Genomic DNA, 21,685 nt, shown 5'->3' on the forward strand with positions numbered 1-21,685 from the left:
AATGGAAAAAAAATTTCAAAATCATATTATTTCAAACTTTAGCTTCCTAAAAGACAAGAAACTTCTTTTAGCAACAAGTGGTGGAATAGATAGTATGGTTATGACTTATTTATTTCATAAATTAAACTTAAATTTTGCTCTTGCACATTGTAATTTTCAATTGCGCGGAACTGAAAGTAACGATGATGAAACTTTTGTAAAGCAATTTGCTAAAGAAAATAAAATAGAATGTTTTACCATTCAATTTAATACGGAAAATTATTCAAAAGAATATAAATTATCTACTCAAATAGCTGCCAGAAAATTACGTTACGATTGGTTTCATGAATTAATTGAAAAAGAAAAATTTGATTATGTTGCAACTGCACATCACTTAGATGATCAAGTAGAAACATTTTTAATTAACTTTTCAAGAGGTACAGGTTTAGATGGATTTACAGGAATTCCTTCTGTAAATGGTAACATCATCCGACCATTATTAATTTTTTCAAGAGAAGAAATTGAAGAATATGCAAAAGAAAATCAGATTCAGTGGAGAGAAGATAGTAGTAATGCTTCAGATAAATATGTTAGAAATAAAATCAGACATCAAGTGGTTCCGGTTTTTAAGGAATTAAATCCATCTTTTTTATCGTCATTTCAAAACACGTTAGAAAATTTAAAACAAGAGCAATCTTTAATTAATGATGCTGTTCAAAATGCTTATCAGAATGTAGTTATTGAAGAAAATAATCAATTAAAAATTACAATTTCTACATTACTTTCATATACAAATTACAAAGCATATTTATATCAATGGTTACACAAATATGGTTTTTCGGCTTGGGATGATTTGTTTGATTTGGTACATTCACAATCGGGAAAACAAATTTTTTCGGATGAATATGTTTTGCTAAAAGATAGAGCATTTTTAATTCTTTCTAAAATAGAAAAAAAAGAAAATGAAGAATATATTATCAATTCTATAACAGAAAAACCTAATTTTCCGTTAAATTTTGAATTGTGTAACCTAAGTGACATTTCAAATTCATTGAAGAACATTATATTTGTGGATGAAAGTAAAATCCAATTTCCAATAAAAATAAGAAAATGGAAAGAAGGAGATTATTTTTATCCTTCTGGAATGCAAGGAAAAAAGAAAGTTAGTAAGTTTTTTAAAGATGAAAAATTTACACTTTTTCAAAAACAAGATACTTGGATTTTAGAAAGCAAAAATGAAATTGTTTGGATTATTGGTTATAGAGCTGATGATCGATTTAAAATAGATAACACAACCCAACACACCATAAAAATTACTTTTACTAATGAAAAAAATATTTAGTTTATTAGCCTTACTAATTACTCTTTTTGGAACTGCACAAATAGTTGAACCTGTAAAATGGAGTTCAAATGTAGTGAAAGTTTCTGATACTGAATTAGATTTAATAATCACTGCCGATATTGATGATGAATGGCATTTATATTCTCAATTTACTCCAGAAGGTGGACCAATCCCTTTAGTTTTTACGTATAAAAATCAAAAAGGAAATTATCAATTAATTGGTAAAACAAAGGAAGGAAAATACAAAAAATCATATAATGATATTTTTGAATTAGATGAATACTATTTTCTTGGTGTTGCAAAATTTACACAACGCGTTAAAATTTTAAATCCGAAATTAAAAACGATTGATGTTTTAGCTGACGGGCAAGCTTGTATTGATGGAAAATGTACGCAAACTACTTCCAATTTGAAATTTAAGTTGCCTGAACTTAAAATTGCTGAAACAGTAGATGCAGCTGCAGTAGATACTTCTTCCACATCAACGGATTCTGTAGCTCCAACAAATACAGATACTGTAAAAAAAGCTGCTGCTCCAATCAAAGATACTAATGTAGATAAACCAGAAGATAAAAAAGATAAAAGTTTATGGACTTTATTCATTTTATCATTTTTAGGAGGATTTGCAGCTATTTTAATGCCTTGTATTTTTCCAATGATTCCGATGACAGTTTCTTTCTTTACAAAGCAAAGTAAATCGAGAGCAGAAGGAATTAAAAATGCCATTATTTATGGTTTATCTATTATTGTAATATACGTTTTATTAGGTTCTTTAATTACAGCTATTTTTGGGGCTGAAGCTTTAAATGAATTATCTACTAGTGCTACTTTCAATTTAATTTTCTTCGGATTATTAGTTGTTTTTGCAATGTCGTTTTTAGGTGCATTTGAAATTATGTTACCAAGTTCATGGGCTACAAAATTAGATTCACAGGCCGATAAAGGCGGAATGATTGGAATCATTTTTATGGCATTAGCTTTAGCAGTTGTTTCATTTTCATGTACTGGACCAATTGTGGGAACGCTGCTAGTTGAATCTTCAAGAAATGGAGGAATTGCTCCAGTTGTTGGAATGTTCGGATTTTCATTAGCCATTGCATTACCTTTTATGTTATTTGCCATGTTCCCTGGATGGTTAAATTCTATGCCTAAATCGGGTGGTTGGTTAAATACAGTAAAAGTTTCATTAGGATTTTTAGAATTGGCATTTGCTTTTAAATTTTTATCAAATGCTGATTTAGCTTACCAAAAACATTTATTAGAAAGAGAATTATTTATTGCTATTTGGATTGCCATTTTTGCAGCTTGGGCTTTATATTTATTTGGTAAGTATATGTTACCTCACGATTATGAAAAAGCAGATAAAATAGGAGTGGGTCGTTTAATTATGGCAATTTTAGTTACCACTTTTACTTTATATATGATTCCAGGTTTATGGGGTGCGCCATTAAAAATATTAAGTGGATTAACACCACCTTCAACTTATAGTGAAATTCCTAACGGAATTGGAGGAAATCATTCAAATGCAAAAATTGATTTACCAGAACATGCACACCAAGGTCCACATGGAATCATTGCTTTTGATGATTATGAAATTGGACTAGCTTATGCTAAAAAAGTAAACAAACCAGTATTGTTAGATTTTACAGGAGATAATTGTGCAAATTGTAGATTGATGGAAGATAAAGTTTGGTCTGATTCTAAAATTCTGCCAATCATTAAAGAAAAAGTTGTTTTAATTTCTTTATATTGTGATAGAAAAATTGAATTACCTAAAGAGCAACAATATGTGTCTAAAACAGGTAAAGAAATAGTTACAATTGGAAATAAATGGACGGATTTTCAAATTACAAGATACAATAGTAATTCACAACCGTTATATGTAATCTTAAATAATGATGGTGAAGATGCTTCTAAACCAATTGCATATACTACGGATATTCAAGAATATAAAAAATGGTTAGAAGACGGTATTGCCGCTGCTACAAAAAAATAAATACTTAAATTTAATTTCTGAAAACCTGTAAGTTAATTTCTTACAGGTTTTTTTATTTTAAATAATTTCCTACATTTGTTCCATTATAAGCCATTTAAAAAGTATATGCCATGTTAGTAAAAGTCTTCGGTAGCGCCGTATTCGGTGTAGATGCTACAACCATAACTGTAGAAGTAAATATCGATAAAGGTATTGGATACCATTTAGTTGGATTGCCAGATTCAGCGATAAAAGAAAGTAGTTACAGAATAGCTGCTGCTCTAAAAAACAATAATTATAATCTTCCAGGAAAAAAAATCACCATAAATATGGCTCCTGCCGATTTAAGGAAAGAAGGTTCTGCTTATGATTTAACACTAGCTATTGGAATTTTAGCCGCTTCCAATCAAATACAATCAGAAGAAGTTGGCAATTATATAATTATGGGTGAAATGTCTTTAGATGGTAGTTTACAACCTATAAAAGGTGCTTTGTCTATTGCTATTAAAGCTAAGGAAGAAGGGTTTAAAGGGGTAATTTTGCCCATACAAAATGTAAAAGAAGCTGCTATTGTAGATGAGTTAGATGTTTACGGAGTTGATAATGTTTTGCAAGTCATCAATTTTTTTGAAGGAAAAGAAACGTTACTTCCTACAAAAATTGATACAAAAGAAGAATTTGCCAAAAATTTAGAATTTCCCGAGTTTGATTTTGCAGATGTAAAAGGACAGGAATCAATTAAAAGATGCATGGAAATCGCTGCTGCAGGTGGGCATAATATTATTTTGATAGGGCCTCCTGGCGCTGGAAAAACAATGCTTGCGAAACGATTACCTAGTATTTTGCCACCAATGAGTATGCAAGAAGCTTTGGAAACAACTAAAATTCATTCGGTAACTGGTAGAATTAAAGAAGCTGGATTGTTAACACAACGTCCGTTTCGAGCGCCACATCATACTTCAAGTTCGGTGAGTTTAGTAGGAGGTGGAAGCTATCCGCAACCGGGTGAGATTTCTTTAGCACATAATGGTGTTTTGTTTTTAGATGAATTGCCAGAATTCAAAAGAGAAGTATTGGAAGTTATGCGTCAACCTTTAGAAGATAGAGAAGTTACTATTGCTCGAGCAAAATTTACCATTACTTATCCTTCTTCATTTATGTTAGTAGCAAGTATGAATCCGAGTCCTGGTGGTTTTTTCATCGATTCGAATACTTCAACTACCGCTTCACAAATGGAAATGCAACGTTATATGAGTAAAATTTCTGGACCACTTTTAGATAGAATCGATATACATATTGAAGTTACACCAGTACCTTTTGAAAAACTATCGGAAACTCGAAAAGCAGAAAGTAGTGATGAAATTAGAAAACGCGTTACAACTGCAAGAAACATTCAAACTTATCGATTTGAAAAGTATACATCCGTTCATTATAATGCACAAATGAGTAGCAAATTAATTCGCGAATATTGTGCTTTAGATGAAGTTTCTTTGCAATTATTAAAAACGGCTATGGAACGTTTGAATTTATCCGCAAGAGCTTATGATCGAATTTTAAAAGTATCAAGAACGATTGCCGATTTAGATAATTCTGAAAATGTGTATTCACATCATATTGCTGAAGCCATTCAATATAGAAGTTTAGATAGAGAAGGTTGGTTAGGATAGTAGTTAAATTTTTGATAATTAAAAATTACCCTTATTAATTTGATTATTTTTGTAAAAACTAAATTGTATAAATGAGACATAAATCACGGTATAAAGTATTTCAGAAATTAACGCTAGTTTCCGTTTTAATTGGTTTTTTAGCAGCTTTTTTAGCAGTTTCTTTAAAAAGAATTACGGAACATTATGAAGATATATTTTTCTTAAAAGCGAATCAACTTAATTTTTTATACTTTTTATTTCCGTTATTCGGACTAACAATTATTTATTTTCTACGTAAGTATATGTTCAAGAATAAAGAGAATAAAGGAATCAAGGAAATCTTTGAATGTACCGAAAGCTCGAATAAAAACTTACCAGTTTATAAAATTCCATCGCATTTTATCAATGGATTTTTTACAGTTATTTTTGGAGGTTCTACAGGAATTGAAGTATCTACCGTAGTGTCTTCTGCAACGATTGGATCAGTAGCACAACAAAAAGCTAATTTTTTACAAGAGTATAAAACGGAATTAATTTGTGCCGGAATTGCTGCTGGAATTACCGCTTTATTTAGCAGTCCGATTGCTGGAATTTTGTTTGCAGTAGAAGTGATTTCAAGAAAAGTCAATAGAACTTTATTGTTTACAAATTTAATAGCTGTTTTTGTAGCTTCATTATTGGTTTATATTTTAGACGAACCAACATTGTTTTTAATTAAAGTGAATACATGGAATTTTCATGCGATTCCATATTTTATGATTTTAGGAGTTTTGGCTGGATTGAATTCTGTTTTCCTAACGAAAAGCGTATTGTACTTTAAATCGCAATTCGTTAAAATTGAAAAAAATCAGAATAAAGTTTTAGTCGGAACGATAATTATTGGTTGTGCGATTTTGTTATTACCAATTTTATATGGAGATAGTTATCACGGAATTAAAGAAATATTAGCAGAACCAAATACTGTTTTTTCACTGAAATTTTTCCTATCTATTTTCGGAATTTTATTATTGAAACCTATAATTACTGCTATTACATTAGCTTCTGGTGGTGATGGTGGCGTTTTTGCTCCAAGTTTAGTCATCGGTGCATTTTTAGGGTTTTTCGTTGCGACATTTTTAAACACATTTTTTAATGCGAATGTGTTGCCGATTAATTTTATAATTATTGGAATGGCTGCCTTATTGAGCGCTAGTATCCATGCGCCTTTTACCTCTTTGTTTTTAGTTTGTAGTATTGTCAACGATTACACATTGTTTATTCCGATATTATTGGTTTGTTTGATTTCAAAATATACAGCTAAATATATTTTTCCTCATACGGTTTATAGTTATAGTTTGAATCCAATTAAAGCGTAAATATGCCCATTCAAAAGATAAAAAGAGGTTACAGAAAAACGAGATATATCTTTTATAAAGAAACACTAATCGATTTTAAAGAACATTTTTGGTCATTTATTGGTTCGTTTTTTGGCATCGGAATTATTGCTTATTTACAGTCACAAACTTTACCAACTTCGGATTTAGTTTTCTTAATTGGTTCTTTTGGTGCCTCGAGTGTGTTGGTTTATGGGGTTATTCAAAGTCCGTTAGCACAACCGCGAAATTTAGTTGGAGGTCATTTAGTTTCTGCGATAATCGGAGTAACTATTCAAAAGCTTGTTCCTGATATTTTATGGATTTCTGCACCGTTAGCGGTTTCGTTATCTATTGTTTTAATGCAAATTACAAAAACCTTACATCCGCCTGGCGGAGCAACTGCTTTGATTGCCGTTACAGGTTCGGAAACGATTAAAAAGTTGGGATATTTTTATGTGATTTCTCCTGTTTTAAGCGGTGTTTTAATTTTACTTTTTGTGGCGATTATTTTTAACAATATGACTTCAAACAGAATTTATCCAGTCAATAAAAAATTTGAAGTTTTAAGAAATAAACTTATTCTTTTTCCGAAATATTCTAGGAAGAAATAAAAAAAAATCCCTGCATTAAAATTACAGGGACTTTCCATTAAAAAGAGTCGTGAATTATTTCATTTTTACGATTATAAATTCGCTTCGTCTATTCATTTGGTGTTCTTCCTCAGTACAAGGTACATTATCTGCACATTTATTTACTAACTGAGTTTCACCATATCCTTTAGCCGTTAATCTATTTCTAGCAATTTTGTTTTTAACAATATATTCTAAAGTAGATTTTGCTCTTCTGTCAGATAAAGCTTCATTATATTTATGTGTTTGACGACTATCTGTATGCGAACGAATATCAATCGTCATGTTTGGATATTGTTTCAGCACTTCGATAATTTTTTGTAAATGTACTTCTGCATCCGGACGAATATTAGATTTGTCTAAATCGAAGTAAATTTTACTGATGTTAAATAGTTTTGCTAAATCAGTTCCTTCATCAATTGGAATTTGTTTTTTAGAAAGAAATAAATCGTTTTTATTTACTTTTTCATGAACTGCATTTGTGATTAATTTAACTTCAGCTGGCTCGTATTCTTCTTTTAAACCTCGGATGTAATATTTTTTACTACAATCAACATTAAAAGTGTAAAAACCTTTGTCGTCAGAACTTATTTTTTCAACTTCTTTCATATCATCATCAAACAAAATAACTGTAGCTCCTGCTATTGGTAAATTTGTTTGAGCATCATATACAATTCCTTCCGCTTTTTGTTTACAAATATTTTCTCTGAAATAATAGATGTCGTCAAAACCTTTTCCATTATCTCTGTTTGAAGTAAAAAAACCCGAAATCTTATCATAAAAGGTTGCTGCAAAATCGTCTTTCGGACTATTGATTTTCTCACCTAAATTCACTGGGTTTTGAAAACTTCCATCGCTATTAATTTTTGCAATAAATAAATCTAAACCACCTAATCCTAAATGCCCATCAGATGCAAAATATAAATTACCTTCTTTATCAACTGAGGGAAATGATTCTCTCCCAGTAGTATTGATGTGCTTCCCTAAATTTTCTGGACTTCCGAAACTTCCATCTGCATTTATTTTTACTTTATAAATGTCGGAATAACCATTAGTTCCAGCCATATCTGAAGCAAAATACATGGTTTTTTCATCTAAAGAAAGTGCTGGATGCGCAAAACTTGATTGATTATTATTAAAAGGTAATTCAGTAATATTTCCCCATTCACCTTCAACTAAAGTGGCTTTGTAAATTTTTACGAAAGTACTTTTGTCTTCACTTTTTCCTTTTTTACCATTTAAGAAATTATTTCTTGTGAAATACATTGTTTTTCCATCTTTAGTAAAAATAGGAGAGGATTCATTAAATTTAGTATTTACTTTTTTAGAAAAATTTCCGGAATAACTTAGAGTTGTATCTTTATTTACATTAGCAACATAAATATCTGTGAAATTCTGTCCAGTCCATTCATGTATTTTCTTTTTTACTGCAGCAGTATCAATTGCAGAAGTAAAATAAACCTTATTTGCATAATACGACGGACCATAATCTGAAAATTCAGAATTGATATCTGTTGGTTTAATGATATAATCTCTAGAATTATTTCTAATTTCAGTTAAATAAGAATCTAATTCTTTTTTACTTCCCGTGTTAGAGGTTTTGTCATAATAAATACTCATCATTTTATTTGCTTCATCATATTTGCCTAAAGCCTTTAAACAATGTGAATATTTAAAATATATTTCTGGATCAATTTCAGTATTATATTCAATAAGTGATTTGTAGCAATTTGCAGCTTTTTCACTTTCTCCATTTAAATAATACGAATTACCAAGTTTTTCATACAATTCTGGTGATTTATAACCATTTTGTAAGACTTTTTCATAAACTTCTATGGCGTCAACATAAGCAAATGAATTAAATTCTTTATCTGCTTTATTTAATTTAGCTTGTTGAGCTTGACTGAAGCATGAAACAAATAATAGGAGTACGATAATTTTTTTCATAATTCAAAAGTTTAGAAGAATCTTGGTGTTGAAATTCTAGTATTTTTAAAGATTTCATATCTTAAAAATATCTCATGTGAACCAGAATTATAATTAGATAATTTGGTAGTTTCTAAATCATATCCATATCCCAAGAACCATGAATTTGAGAATTGGAATCCAACTAATGCACTCACAGCAGATTCTAATCTGTAGGATGCACCAACCACGAATTTTTCGTTAAACATAAAGTTTGCATTAATATCTGCTTGAAAAGGTGAACCTTCGCTAAATTTAGTTATAAAAGAAGGTTTAAACTTAATTGAAGGACTTAAATCAAAAACATAACCTGAAATTAAGTAATAGTGAACTTCTTTAGAATTTATTGAAACTTCATTTGCATCGTAATATTTCGTTCTGTTAAAGTTTGGTACAGATGCTCCGACATAAAATTTATCAGAATAATAATAAACACCTGTACCAAAATTTGGTGAAATTTTACCATTTAAATTTTGAAATTCTGGGTCACCTTGTTGAAAAATAGTTAATTTGTTAACATCAAGACTGTAAAAATTTGCAGTACCTTTTATACCAAAAGCTAATTTATATTCTCCGTTTAAAGGAATGATATAAGATATGTCTGCAGAAATAGCATTTTCTTGAGTTGGACCAATGTTATCATTCACAAATGAAACTCCAAGTCCGAATTTACTATCGCCTAAATTTGTATTTACAGATGCGGTATTGGTAACAGGAGCTCCGTCTAATCCAACCCATTGATTTCTATGTAGAACAAACGCATTAAATGTTTCTCTTGTTCCAGCATAAGCTGGGTTAACATTAATGGTATTATACATATACTGTGTATATTGTGAGTCTTGCTGAGCGTAACTCCAAACACAGAAAAAGAACAGCAGTTTGTATATATAATTTTTCATAGACTAGTATTTAATGTATAAATATCCTGTTTTCTCATGAGAGTTGTTTTCTGAATCTTTATATTTTAAAACATAAAAATAAGTATCTCCAGGCGATTTGTCGCTACCAAGTGTCAATTTATTTTCAGAATCTCCTTTAAATGAAACTGATCCATTGTTATAGCCGTTTTCATCATAAATTTTCACTCCCCATCTGTTGTAGATTTGTACATTATTGTTTGGATAACAAGTAATACCATCTATCATAAATATTTCATTTAATCCATCACCATTTGGCGACATTGCATTATAAACTACAATATCACAGGCTGCTAATACTTCACAATCTACATGTATATATACTTCGTAAATTAAAGGACAGTCATTGTCTTCTAAATCAACAATATATCTTATTGTGTAATAGTTGCCTAAAATTAGATTTGCGGGATTAAAAATACTTCCTGTAAGTGCTCCAGTAGAGTTTACTTCAACCCAAGTACCATTTAATTGTGCTAAATTTTGAGGTAATCCAGGAATAGTGAATAAATCGACTGTTTCTGTATTACATATAGTATAAGGAATAGCGTCAAATGGATCTTCTACACTAACGTTTAATGTTTGCGTAAATGTAGCCTCATTTCCACAATTATCACTTACTGTCCATTCTCTTACAATTACATATTGATAAATAGAAATTGTTGTTGAAGTTTCGTTGTAAATAATATTCGGATTCACTCCAGAACAATTATCAATAAATTCTAATTGAGGAACAGCTGGAATTTCAGAACAAAGAACATTTTGATTTGTTATTAATTCAGTTACTAAAGTTGGAGCTGTATTATCATATACTGAAATTGTTTGAGTATATGATTGATCGTTTCCACAACTATCAGTAATTGTCCATGTTCTTAATAAAGTGTATTGTCCTGCACATCCATCTTCATCTACTAAAATTTCATCATTTGAAACAATTGTTATTTCACTACTACAATTATCTGAACCAGTTAATGTTTGTGGTTGTGGAATTGCGTCACACGAAACACTTATGTTTTGTGGTAATTCTGAAGTAAATACAGGATCAGTTGTATCTTGTATAACAAAAGAACCACTTGTAGTAGAAGAATTTCCACAAGCATCAGTTGCAGTAAATGTTACTGAAACAGAACCTGTTGTTCCACAATCATCAGACATATTATGACCGTAATTATTTGACCAAGTTACACCAGAACAAGTATCCGAAGCAGAAGCCCCTCCGTTTGAAGCTAACCAAGCATTTAATTGTTGAGTATTTCCTTGACCGTCACATTCAACAGTTAAGTTACTAGCTTGAATATCAATTACTGGATCAGTTGTATCTTGAATTGTGAAAGTTGCAGAAGAAGTAGAATCATTTCCACAAGCATCAGTTGCAGTGAAAATAACTGTTACAGAACCTGTTAATCCACAATCGTCAGATAAGTTTTGATCAAAATTATTCGACCAAGTTACTCCAGAACAAGTATCCGAAGCTGAAGCCCCACCATTTGAAGCTAACCAAGCAGCTAATTGTTGAGTATTTCCTTGACCGTCACATTCAACAGTTAAGTTACTAGCTTGAATATCAATTACTGGATCAGTTGTATCTTGAATTGTGAAAGTTGCAGAAGAAGTAGAATCATTTCCACAAGCATCAGTAGCTGTAAAAGTTACCGTTACAGAACCTGTTAATCCACAATCGTCAGATAAGTTTTGATCAAAATTATTCGACCAAGTTACTCCAGAACAAGTATCCGAAGCAGAAGCACCACCATTTGAAGCTAACCAAGCAGCTAATTGTTGAGTATTTCCTTGTCCGTCACATTCAACAGTTAAGTTACTTGCTTGAATATCTATAATTGGATCAGTAGTATCTTGAATTGTGAAAGTTGCAGAAGAAGTAGAATCATTTCCACAAGCATCAGTAGCTGTAAAAGTTACCGTTACAGAACCTGTTAATCCACAATCGTCAGATAAGTTTTGATCAAAATTATTCGACCAAGTTACTCCAGAACAAGTATCCGAAGCAGAAGCACCACCATTTGAAGCTAACCAAGCAGCTAATTGTTGAGTATTTCCTTGTCCGTCACATTCAACAGTTAAGTTACTTGCTTGAATATCTATAATTGGATCAGTAGTATCTTGAATTGTGAACGTTGCAGAAGAAGTAGAATCATTTCCACAAGCATCAGTTGCAGTAAATGTTACTGTTACAGAACCTGTTAATCCACAATCGTCAGATAAGTTTTGATTAAAATTATTCGACCAAGTTACTCCAGAACAAGTATCCGAAGCAGAAGCCCCACCGTTAGAAGCTAACCAAGCAGCTAATTGTTGTGTATTTCCTTGTCCATCACATTCAACAGTTAAGTTACTTGCTTGAATATCAATTACTGGATCAGTTGTATCTTGAATTGTGAACGTTGCAGAAGAAGTAGAATCATTTCCACAAGCATCAGTTGCAGTGAAAATAACAGTTACAGAACCTGTTAATCCACAATTATCAGATAAATTATTATCAAAGTTATTAGACCAAGTTACGCCAGAACAAGTATCCGAAGCAGAAGCCCCTCCGTTTGAAGCTAACCAAGCATTTAATTGTTGAGTATTTCCTTGACCGTCACATTCAACTGTTAAATTACTAGCCTGAATATCAATTACTGGATCAGTTATATCTTGGATAATGAATGTTCCAGAAGTTATAGAATCGTTTCCACATGCATCAATAGCTGTAAAAGTTACCGTTACTGAACCAGTTAATCCACAATCGTCAGATAAGTTTTGATTGAAATTATTAGACCAAGTTACCACAGAACAATTATCTGAAGCAGAAGCACCACCGTTTGAAGCTAACCAAGCTGCTAATTGTTGAGTATTTCCTTGACCGTCACATTCAACTGTTAAGTTACTAGCTTGAATATCTATCACAGGATCTGTTGTATCATGAATAGTAAAAGTAGCTGTTGTGCTAGTTGGATTTCCACAAGCATCAGTTGCAGTGAAAGTCACTGTTGCGCTACCAGTTGCTCCACATAAATCAGATAATGAACCCGAATAGTTATTCGACCAAGTCACACCAGAACAAGTATCTGAAGCAGTTGCTCCTCCGTTAGAAGCAATCCAAGCCGCAAGTGCAGCAGCATTTCCACTACCATCACATTCTACAGTTTGAGAAGCTGCTTGTAAAGTAATACTTGGCGGAGTTGTGTCTTGAATAGTGAAAGTAGCTGTTGTGCTAGAAGGATTTCCACAAGCATCAGTTGCAGTGAAAGTCACCGTTGCACTACCAGTTGCACCACATAAATCAGAAAGCGAGCCTGAATAATTATTAGACCAAGTCACACCAGAACAAGTATCTGAAGCAGTTGCTCCTCCGTTAGAAGCGATCCAAGCCGCAAGCTCAGCAGCGTTTCCACTACCGTTACATTCAACAGTTTGAGAAGCTGCTTGTAAAGTTATGCTTGGCGGAGTTGTATCTTGAATAGTGAAAGTAGCTGTTGTGCTAGAAGGATTTCCACAAGCATCAGTTGCAGTGAAAGTCACCGTTGCACTACCAGTCGCACCACATAAATCAGAAAGTGAACCCGAATAGTTATTAGACCAAGTCACACCAGAACAAGTATCTGAAGCAGTTGCTCCTCCGTTAGAAGCAATCCAAGCCGCAAGTGCAGCAGCGTTTCCACTACCGTCACATTCAACAGTTTGAGAAGCTGCTTGTAAAGTAATACTTGGCGGAGTTGTATCTTGAATAGTGAACGTAGCTGTTGTGCTAGAAGGATTTCCACAAGCATCAGTTGCAGTGAAAGTCACCGTTGCGCTACCCGTTGCTCCACATAAATCAGATAATGAACCTGAATAGTTATTCGACCAAGTCACACCAGAACAAGTATCTGAAGCAGTTGCACCACCGTTAGAAGCAATCCAAGCCGCAAGTGCAGCAGCGTTTCCACTACCATCACATTCTACAGTTTGAGAAGCTGCTTGTAAAGTAATACTTGGTGGAGTTGTGTCTTGAATAGTGAAAGTAGCTGTTGTGCTAGAAGGATTTCCACAAGCATCAGTTGCAGTGAAAGTCACCGTTGCACTACCAGTTGCTCCTCCGTTAGAAGCAATCCAAGCCGCAAGTGCAGCAGCGTTTCCACTACCATCACATTCAACAGTTTGAGAAGCTGCTTGTAAAGTAATACTTGGTGGAGTTGTATCTTGAATAGTGAAAGTAGCTGTTGTGCTAGAAGGATTTCCACAAGCATCAGTTGCAGTGAAAGTTACCGTTGCACTACCAGTTGCACCACATAAATCAGATAATGAACCTGAATAGTTATTAGACCAAGTTACACCAGAACAAGTATCTGAAGCAGTTGCACCTCCGTTAGAAGCGATCCAAGCCGCAAGTGCAGCAGCGTTTCCACTACCATCGCATTCAACAGTTTGAGAAGCTGCTTGTAAAGTAATACTTGGCGGAGTTGTATCTTGAATAGTGAAAGTAGCTGTTGTGCTAGAAGGATTTCCACAAGCATCAGTTGCAGTGAAAGTCACCGTTGCACTACCAGTTGCACCACATAAATCAGAAAGAGATCCTGAATAGTTATTAGACCAAGTCACACCAGAACAAGTATCTGAAGCAGTTGCTCCACCGTTAGAAGCAATCCAAGCCGCAAGTGCAACAGCATTTCCACTACCGTTACATTCAACAGTTTGAGAATCTGCTTGTAAGGTAATACTTGGTGGAGTTGTATCTTGGATAGTAATTGTTTGTGTTACCTGTGTAGAATTATTACATGCATCAGTAATTGTAAATAATCTAGATACAACTTTAGGACAAGTTCCTGAAACTGTATCTACATATGTTACACTAGATATTGCTGAAGCATCATTTATAGTTCCACCAGCTAAAACAAATTGAGCTTGAGTTATAATTGAAATAGTTGAAGAATAAGGAAAATAACCGTTTAAGCCTAAAATTGAAGTATTACATCCTTCAATAGTAAGATTAGCAGGTGCAGTAACAATTGGAGGGATTACATCTCCACCAGAAATAACAAAGGTTTTTTGGGCTGTACAACCAACAGAATCAGTAAAAGTAACTGTATAAGTGCCATTAGCTAATCCGGTTACATCTTGAGAAGTTGCACCATTGCTCCATAAATAAGTATAACCAGGAGTCCCTCCAGCAACACTAATATCAATAGCACCAACGCTTCCTGATGAACAAGGAGAAGACGTAACGCTTCCCGTAATGTTAATTGGAGCAATTAGATTGACTATTTGTGTACTAGTACTAACTTGTGGAGGAGTACCGGAATCTGTTACTTGAAGTGTAACTGTATATGGTCCACTAGGATAGGGATAAGTATGTGTTGGATTTTGGAGTGTAGATGTAGTTGAATCCCCAAAATTCCATAAATACGTATAAGGTGCATTACCACCATTTGTATCATCATCAAAATTTACTGTTGTTGAATTTCCAGTTGTACATTGAGTATAATCAAATTGTACTGCCATTGGAGCAGAAACAATCAAACTTGTAGGTAATTCACATTGCGATTTACTATATGTACCACAATCATATGATGAAAATTCTGGATCATTAATGTTCCCATTTGTTTTCCATACAACTAATAATTTAGATAATTCAAGTTGGTATCCACATACCCATGGAAATCCTGAAGGATAACCCGGAATGTTTAAAAGGTTTTGTCCACTACCAGGAGTAACATAACCTAAATAACTATTTATTTGTAATGTTTGCATCAAGTTTCCATTTGAATCTTTAACTAAAATGTCAGCAAAAATTCTAACTTGATTAATCGGACTATTTGAATTTGAAGTATAATTCAACCACAAAAATACATTTTGAATATTTGGAGGGGTACAAGGAGTCGTAATTGGTACTCCTGATGAATTAGAAATGCTCAAAAACACATCATCTAATGTGTAATTATTTGATGTACAATTGAAAAAATCCAAATAATAATTTGGTGCACTACCACAATCTCTCAAATCTGGTTTTTGAGGTGTAAACTGTCCGTAAAATTGATTTACCCATAAGCATATGAATAATATCAGAATGGTAGATTTTATTTTCATAAAACACGATTTGTTTAATTTACAATCTTCTTAATGGTCTTTAAAATATTCTTTCTTTAGGTTGTGATGATTTTACCATTAGAAAAATATTTTATGCAAAGTCAACAATTACCTTATGACATAAGGTGACAAACTCTTTACAGTTTAGTATGATTAAACTGCATTTTAATGGATTAATACTTAGTTGATGTTTTTATCTCTGTAACTCGTTAAAAAACATATTTGTAGATTCTGTTTTTTAAGATTAGCTGAGAATTGGATTAAGTGATGTTGCTAATTTGGGGTAGGCAATTAATATTTTATTTAAAGTTTATGTATCGAAGTTAATTGATTTGAATTCTAATTTGCAAAAAAATAACATAAAAATCGTTAAGCGGTTCTATATAATCTTTTAATTGCAACTTATTAAAAATGAACTGATTAAAATTTGTAAGTTAAATCTTTAATTGAGCTAAATTACAAGTGAGGTTTTTTTTGAAAAAGATTTGAGAGAATACTTTTATATTTCTTAATGCAATTATTTCTTTAATAATTTAAGAAAATACTCATGAAGTAACTTGTTGTTTTTCAATTGTTAAAATCGAATCACTTTTCAAAATTACAGCATAATTTTATTAATTTAATCGTACTTATCTAAAAAATCGTTAAATGGTTTTATAAAATCTTTAAATTGCAACTTATTGATAAGTAGATACTTAATTTTTTTTTATAATTTTATTTTTAACTAAAAAACTAATTCTAATGAAAAATTTAATTTTAATCAGACACGCAAAATCAAGTTGGGATTTGCCGTTAAGTGATATTGACAGACCATTATCTCAAAGAGGAATAAATGATGCTTTATTAATTTCTTCTAAAATCAATAAATTATTACCTAATAAGTTTGTGGTTTGGAGTAGCATAGCGAAACGAACTCAAGAAACTTGCTATATTTTTGCACAGAATTTGTTAATTCCTATCGAAAATGTTATCTTTAGAAAAGATTTATATACTTTTGATTATAAAGATTTATACGACAAAATTAAATTGTGTGATAATCGTTATGAAAACATTATTCTTTTTGGTCATAATGATGCTATTACAAAATTTGTAAATAAATTTGGAGATAAGTATATAGATAATGTTCCAACATCTGGAGTTGTTCAATTAGAATTTAACGAAGAAAGTTGGTTAAACATTAAAAAAGGGACAATTAAAAATGTTCTGTTTCCAAAAGTAATAAGAAGTAAGTTAAAAAATGAATCCATACATTGATAGAGAAAAAAGTTGGTTAACTTTTAATGCCAGAGTTTTACAAGAAGCCGCAGACCAAAATGTACCATTATTAGACAGATTAAGATTTTTAGGAATTTTTTCAAATAATTTAGACGAGTTTTTTAGAGTAAGATATGCAGCCATAAGACGAATGAGCTTAGAAGGCATTGATACTAAAAATATTTTAGGCAACATTAGTGCCGAACAACTTCTTAAAGATATTACAGAAATTGTAATTGAACAACAATCGGAAAGTTTACGAATTCTTAATGATATTGAAAAACGACTTGAAAAAGAAGGAATTTTCATTATCAATGAGAAAGAATTAAATAAAGATCAAAAAACTTTTATTAAAGATTTTTTCATACAGAAAGTAAGTCCAGAATTGGTAACTATCATGTTAGATGACTTGGTAGAATTTCCATTAATTAAAGACACTTCAGGTTATTTAGCAGTGAAGCTAATCATGAAAAAAAACAAATCGGGAATTATTTCTAAAATATTAAACGATAAAGAAATTCGTTACGCAATTGTAGAAATTCCAAAAACGGTGAACCGATTTGTAGTGCTTCCTTCCAATTCAGAAAAACAACACATAATATTATTAGATGATGTTATTCGCTATAATTTAGATAACATTTTCAATATTTTCGATTATGAAAGTATTTCGGCTCACATGGTTAAAATTACTCGTGATGCACAGTTAGAATTTGATTCTGATTTAAGTAAAAGTTTTATCGAAAAAATTTCCTACAGTGTTAAAGAACGTAGAGTAGGTGAGCCAGTTCGTTTTGTTTATGATCAAGCTATTGATAAAGATACTTTAGAGTTTTTCTTGAACAGAATGAAAATTGATAGTACAGATTCAATAATTCCAGGTGGACGTTACCATAATCGAAGAGATTATATGGATTTTCCGAATTTAGGTAGATATGATTTGTTATATAAACAAAATTCACCTTTACCAATTTCCGGATTAAAATTCGACGGAAGTATGCTTTCAAGTATTAAAGAGAAGGATTATTTGTTACATGCACCATATCAATCTTTTTCTTATATCATACGTTTTTTACGTGAAGCCGCTTTAGATCCGAATGTTCAATCGATAAAAATTACGCTTTATAGATTATCCAAAAACTCACAAATTGTAAGTTCCTTAATCAATGCTGCTAAAAACGGAAAAAAAGTTACGGTTCAAATTGAATTACAAGCACGATTCGATGAAGCCAGTAACATTTCTTATGCCGAGCAAATGCAGGAAGAAGGTGTGAATTTGATTTTCGGTGTAAAAGGATTGAAAGTCCACAGTAAAATTTGTGTTGTGGAACGTGTTGAAAATGAAGAAGTAGTTCGTTACGGATTTATTTCTACTGGAAATTTCAGTGAATCTTCTGCTAAAGTTTATACTGATTTGACATTATTTACAAGTGATTCAAGAATTTTAAAAGATACATCTAAAGTTTTCGAATTTTTTGAAGTTAACTATAGAGTGCACAGATACAAGCATTTAATTGTGTCGCCACATTACACACGATCTCGTTTTGTAAAATTAATTGATAGAGAAATTAAAAATGCTTTAGATGGCAAACCTGCTTACATTAAGTTAAAAATGAATAGTATGTCGGATTACAAAATGATCGATAAGCTATATGAAGCGAGTAGAGCAGGAGTAAAAATTCAATTAGTGGTTCGTGGTATTTGTTGTTTAATTCCTGGAGTGAAAAAACTAAGTGAAAATATTGAAGCAATTAGTATTGTTGATAATTATTTAGAGCATTCTCGTTTGTATATTTTCTGTAATGATAATGAACCAGAAGTTTTTATTTCTTCAGCCGATTTTATGACGCGTAATTTAGATGCTCGTGTAGAAGTGACTTGTCCAATATATGATGATGGAATAAAACAAGAATTAATGGAAACGTTTGAAATTTCTTGGAAAGCAAATGTAAAAGCTCGTTTACATTCTAATACTTTTGAAAATGTTTACAGAAAAAATGGTAATGAAAAACCATTTAGAGCGCAACAAGAAATGTATAAATATTACCAGAATAAACTAGAAGTAGTTACTGAAATTATATAAACCAGAATGATTCAAATTAAAAAATATGCTGCAATAGATATTGGTTCAAATGCCATGCGTTTGTTAATCATGAATATTATTGAGCAAAAAGGAAAAGAAGCCCAATTTAATAAAAGTGCCTTAATTCGTGTACCTATTCGTTTAGGACAGGATGTCTTTACTGTTGGTGAAATTTCTGAAGAAAATATAGACCGAATGATTGATGCCATGAAAGCATTCAAATTATTAATGAAGGTTTATAAAATTGAAAAATACATGGCTTGTGCTACTTCTGCTATGCGTGAAGCCTATAACGGAAAAGAAGTTACTGAAATCATTAAGAAAAAAGCAGATATTAAAATTGACATTATTGATGGTAAAAAAGAAGCGGCAATTATTGCTTCGTCCGACTTACATCAATTTATAAGAACCAATGAAAATTATCTTTATGTAGATGTTGGTGGTGGTAGCACCGAGTTTTCATTGTTTTCTGATGGAAAAATGATTGCTTCAAAATCTTTCAAAAACGGAACAGTTCGTTTATTAAATAATATGGTAAATGATATAGTTTGGCATGAAATTGAAAAATGGATTAAAACGAATACCGAAGGATTAGAAGATATTATCATGATTGGTTCGGGTGGAAACATTAATAAAACCTTTAAACTTACCGGAAAATCGCAAGATAAACCGCTTTCGTATAAATATTTAAAAGGTCAATTTGATAAATTAAACGCGTTAACGTATGAACAACGTATTGCAGAATTAGCTTTAAATACCGACCGTGCCGATGTAATCATTCCAGCACTAACTATATATTTGAGAGCAATGAGATGGAGTGGTGCGAAAAATATTTATGTTCCAAAAATTGGATTATCAGATGGTATCGTAAAAGCGATGTATTACGATAGGATATAAATGAAATATAGTTTTCTAATTTTTCTTTTTTACTTTTCTTTTGGATTTTCTCAAACTAAAATTCCAAATATTTCTTCTGTAACTTATTTCAAATTATTTGATAGTTATGATGATGGACCATGTAATCCATTTGAAGATAAATTGGGCATGATTGTAGAAAAAAATATTAAAAATTGTGATGATTTTGTTTTTAAACTTATCGAATTTAAAGAAAAATCTTTAAAATGGAAAAAAAAAGAAACATGTTGTGTGCCAGGAAGAATTGGTTGTGGTGAAATTGAAAATAAAATAGTATATCAAATTAATGGTTTTAAAGATTCTATTTATTTTAATGTTTATGAAGATAACAGTGCTGAAATTTTTAATCTGAAAGAATATTTTGTTTTTACTGATAAAGAAAATCAAATATTAAAAACGATTACTTCACAAAAAGATATTATAGATTTTTATAATTTTCCACATAGAAAGGTATATAGTGATTGTTCGAACACTAAAAATGATTCTATTAATAATTTTGATGTAAAAATTTTAGGAAATATAATTCAGAATAAAACTTTCGATGAACTTTCAAAAGTATTTAATGGATTTGAATTTATAACAATTGTTAAGGATAAATATAATTTTTTCAAACCAGAGTATAAAGCTGAATTTTTAGGGGATTATTTTTATACAATTGGATTTGATTCAGATGAAAAAGCTTCATTGTTAGAAGTAAAAGAAAAATATGTTGGCAATGAAGAAGAGCAAATTTATTCTGATGAATTTTCAATTCAAGGTATTAAAATTGGAGATAACGAAAGTATATTAATTGAGAAATATCCAAATTCAACAAAATATTTATATGAAAATAAAAAATACTTTATAAATGATGATAAATCTTATTCAGTATTTGTAAATTTTAATAGTACTATAACTTCCAACAATCCAGATAGCATAAGAAAAATTGAATTTATAATTGAAAATGAAATTATTAAAGAAATTACAATAATATTCTAAAACCCAAAACACTTAATGGTATCCATAAAATAAGTATCTGGAGTTGTTTTTGTTTTAAAAATTTCAGATTCTAATTGTGGTTTTATTACAAAATTGATATCACCTGTGCTAGCTGTAATTTTTATTAAATACACTTTTTCTGTTTTTAATAAATCGAAATTTTCAGGAGTAAAATAGAAGTAACCATCTAAAATTCTAATGTTATTTTTATTTACTTCATCATATAAAATTTCATTACAAACTTCAATGTCTTGAGAGTTAATCAATTTAACTTGTTTTCCACTTGATAAATCTAAGTACATTTTTGTGTCTTTATCAATACAACTTGGAGTAATTAAATCTTTGCTTTTTTGCAAATATTGAAAAAACAAACCAAATTGACCGTTTACACTAAATAATTTGAATGTTAAGGCTGAAGTTGTATTTCCAAAAATCATTTCATCAACTACTCGTTCTTTTGTAATTATAGTATATGTTGTGTCGTTTTTTGATTCGTTTACTTCATAATCGCAATTTTTATCTTGTGAAAATGCAATATTTGAAATAAAAAGTAATGCAACGAGTTTAAGGAATTTATTCATTTTGAT

At 31.1% G+C, this 21,685-nt stretch carries 13 protein-coding genes; 9 read left to right on the plus strand and 4 right to left on the minus strand.

The window, feature by feature from the left end:
- The first annotated feature begins 1 nt into the window (after position 1).
- The 5 genes from tilS (at position 2) to BMY86_RS02370 (ending at position 6,908) form a co-directional block, all read left to right on the plus strand.
- A complete protein-coding gene (tilS, locus tag BMY86_RS02350; RefSeq protein WP_091464653.1) occupies positions 2–1,321 on the plus strand; it encodes a tRNA lysidine(34) synthetase TilS in 1,320 nt (439 codons plus the stop codon).
- On the plus strand, positions 1,305–3,317 hold the full coding sequence (locus BMY86_RS02355) for a protein-disulfide reductase DsbD family protein (RefSeq protein WP_091464656.1): 2,013 nt from the start codon (positions 1,305–1,307) through the stop codon (positions 3,315–3,317). The genes tilS and BMY86_RS02355 overlap by 17 nt, the downstream gene beginning before the upstream one ends.
- Before the next feature lie 110 nt (positions 3,318–3,427).
- Positions 3,428–4,963, plus strand: a complete 1,536-nt coding sequence (locus tag BMY86_RS02360) for a YifB family Mg chelatase-like AAA ATPase (protein ID WP_091464659.1) — start codon at positions 3,428–3,430, stop codon at positions 4,961–4,963.
- Positions 4,964–5,034: 71 nt separating this feature from the next.
- On the plus strand, positions 5,035–6,297 hold the full coding sequence (locus BMY86_RS02365) for a chloride channel protein (protein ID WP_091464663.1): 1,263 nt from the start codon (positions 5,035–5,037) through the stop codon (positions 6,295–6,297).
- Between the two features lie 2 nt (positions 6,298–6,299).
- Positions 6,300–6,908, plus strand: a complete 609-nt coding sequence (locus BMY86_RS02370; protein WP_091464666.1) for an HPP family protein — start codon at positions 6,300–6,302, stop codon at positions 6,906–6,908.
- A 54-nt stretch (positions 6,909–6,962) separates the two neighbouring features.
- Here BMY86_RS02370 and BMY86_RS02375 read toward each other — a convergent pair whose 3' ends face one another.
- The 3 genes from BMY86_RS02375 to BMY86_RS02385 are packed head-to-tail and all read right to left on the minus strand — an operon-like array spanning position 6,963 to position 15,871.
- Positions 6,963–8,873: an OmpA family protein gene (locus BMY86_RS02375; protein ID WP_091464668.1), complete on the minus strand. Its 1,911-nt coding sequence runs from the start codon at positions 8,871–8,873 to the stop codon at positions 6,963–6,965.
- Positions 8,874–8,884: 11 nt separating this feature from the next.
- Entirely contained in the window at positions 8,885–9,790 is a 906-nt protein-coding gene (locus tag BMY86_RS02380) for a PorP/SprF family type IX secretion system membrane protein (protein WP_091464671.1), read from the minus strand.
- Between the two features lie 3 nt (positions 9,791–9,793).
- Complete coding sequence (locus tag BMY86_RS02385; RefSeq protein ID WP_091464673.1) at positions 9,794–15,871, minus strand: T9SS type B sorting domain-containing protein; 6,078 nt, start codon at positions 15,869–15,871, stop codon at positions 9,794–9,796.
- A gap of 741 nt (positions 15,872–16,612) precedes the next feature.
- Between BMY86_RS02385 and BMY86_RS02390 the strand changes: the two genes are divergently transcribed.
- Genes BMY86_RS02390 through BMY86_RS02405 form a run of 4 tightly spaced genes read left to right on the plus strand, consistent with a single transcriptional unit; the run spans position 16,613 to position 21,098 of the window.
- Positions 16,613–17,125 carry a SixA phosphatase family protein gene (locus tag BMY86_RS02390; RefSeq protein WP_091464676.1) on the plus strand — a complete coding sequence of 171 codons (513 nt, stop codon included), beginning with the start codon at positions 16,613–16,615 and terminating at the stop codon, positions 17,123–17,125.
- Positions 17,109–19,205, plus strand: a complete 2,097-nt coding sequence (ppk1, locus tag BMY86_RS02395; RefSeq protein ID WP_091464678.1) for a polyphosphate kinase 1 — start codon at positions 17,109–17,111, stop codon at positions 19,203–19,205. Before BMY86_RS02390 ends, ppk1 begins: the two co-directional genes overlap by 17 nt.
- 6 nt (positions 19,206–19,211) lie before the next feature.
- Positions 19,212–20,102 carry a Ppx/GppA phosphatase family protein gene (locus tag BMY86_RS02400; protein WP_091464680.1) on the plus strand — a complete coding sequence of 297 codons (891 nt, stop codon included), beginning with the start codon at positions 19,212–19,214 and terminating at the stop codon, positions 20,100–20,102.
- Positions 20,103–21,098, plus strand: a complete 996-nt coding sequence (locus BMY86_RS02405; protein WP_091464682.1) for a hypothetical protein — start codon at positions 20,103–20,105, stop codon at positions 21,096–21,098.
- On the opposite strand, the gene BMY86_RS02410 is transcribed toward BMY86_RS02405, so the two are convergent.
- A complete protein-coding gene (locus BMY86_RS02410) occupies positions 21,095–21,679 on the minus strand; it encodes a hypothetical protein (protein WP_091464684.1) in 585 nt (194 codons plus the stop codon). The two genes, BMY86_RS02405 and BMY86_RS02410, sit on opposite strands and share 4 nt — an antisense overlap.
- Positions 21,680–21,685: the final 6 nt, after the last annotated feature.

Origin of the sequence: Flavobacterium urocaniciphilum, assembly GCF_900110615.1 — a bacterium.
In the GTDB taxonomy this organism is placed as follows: Bacteria; Bacteroidota; Bacteroidia; order Flavobacteriales; family Flavobacteriaceae; genus Flavobacterium; species Flavobacterium urocaniciphilum.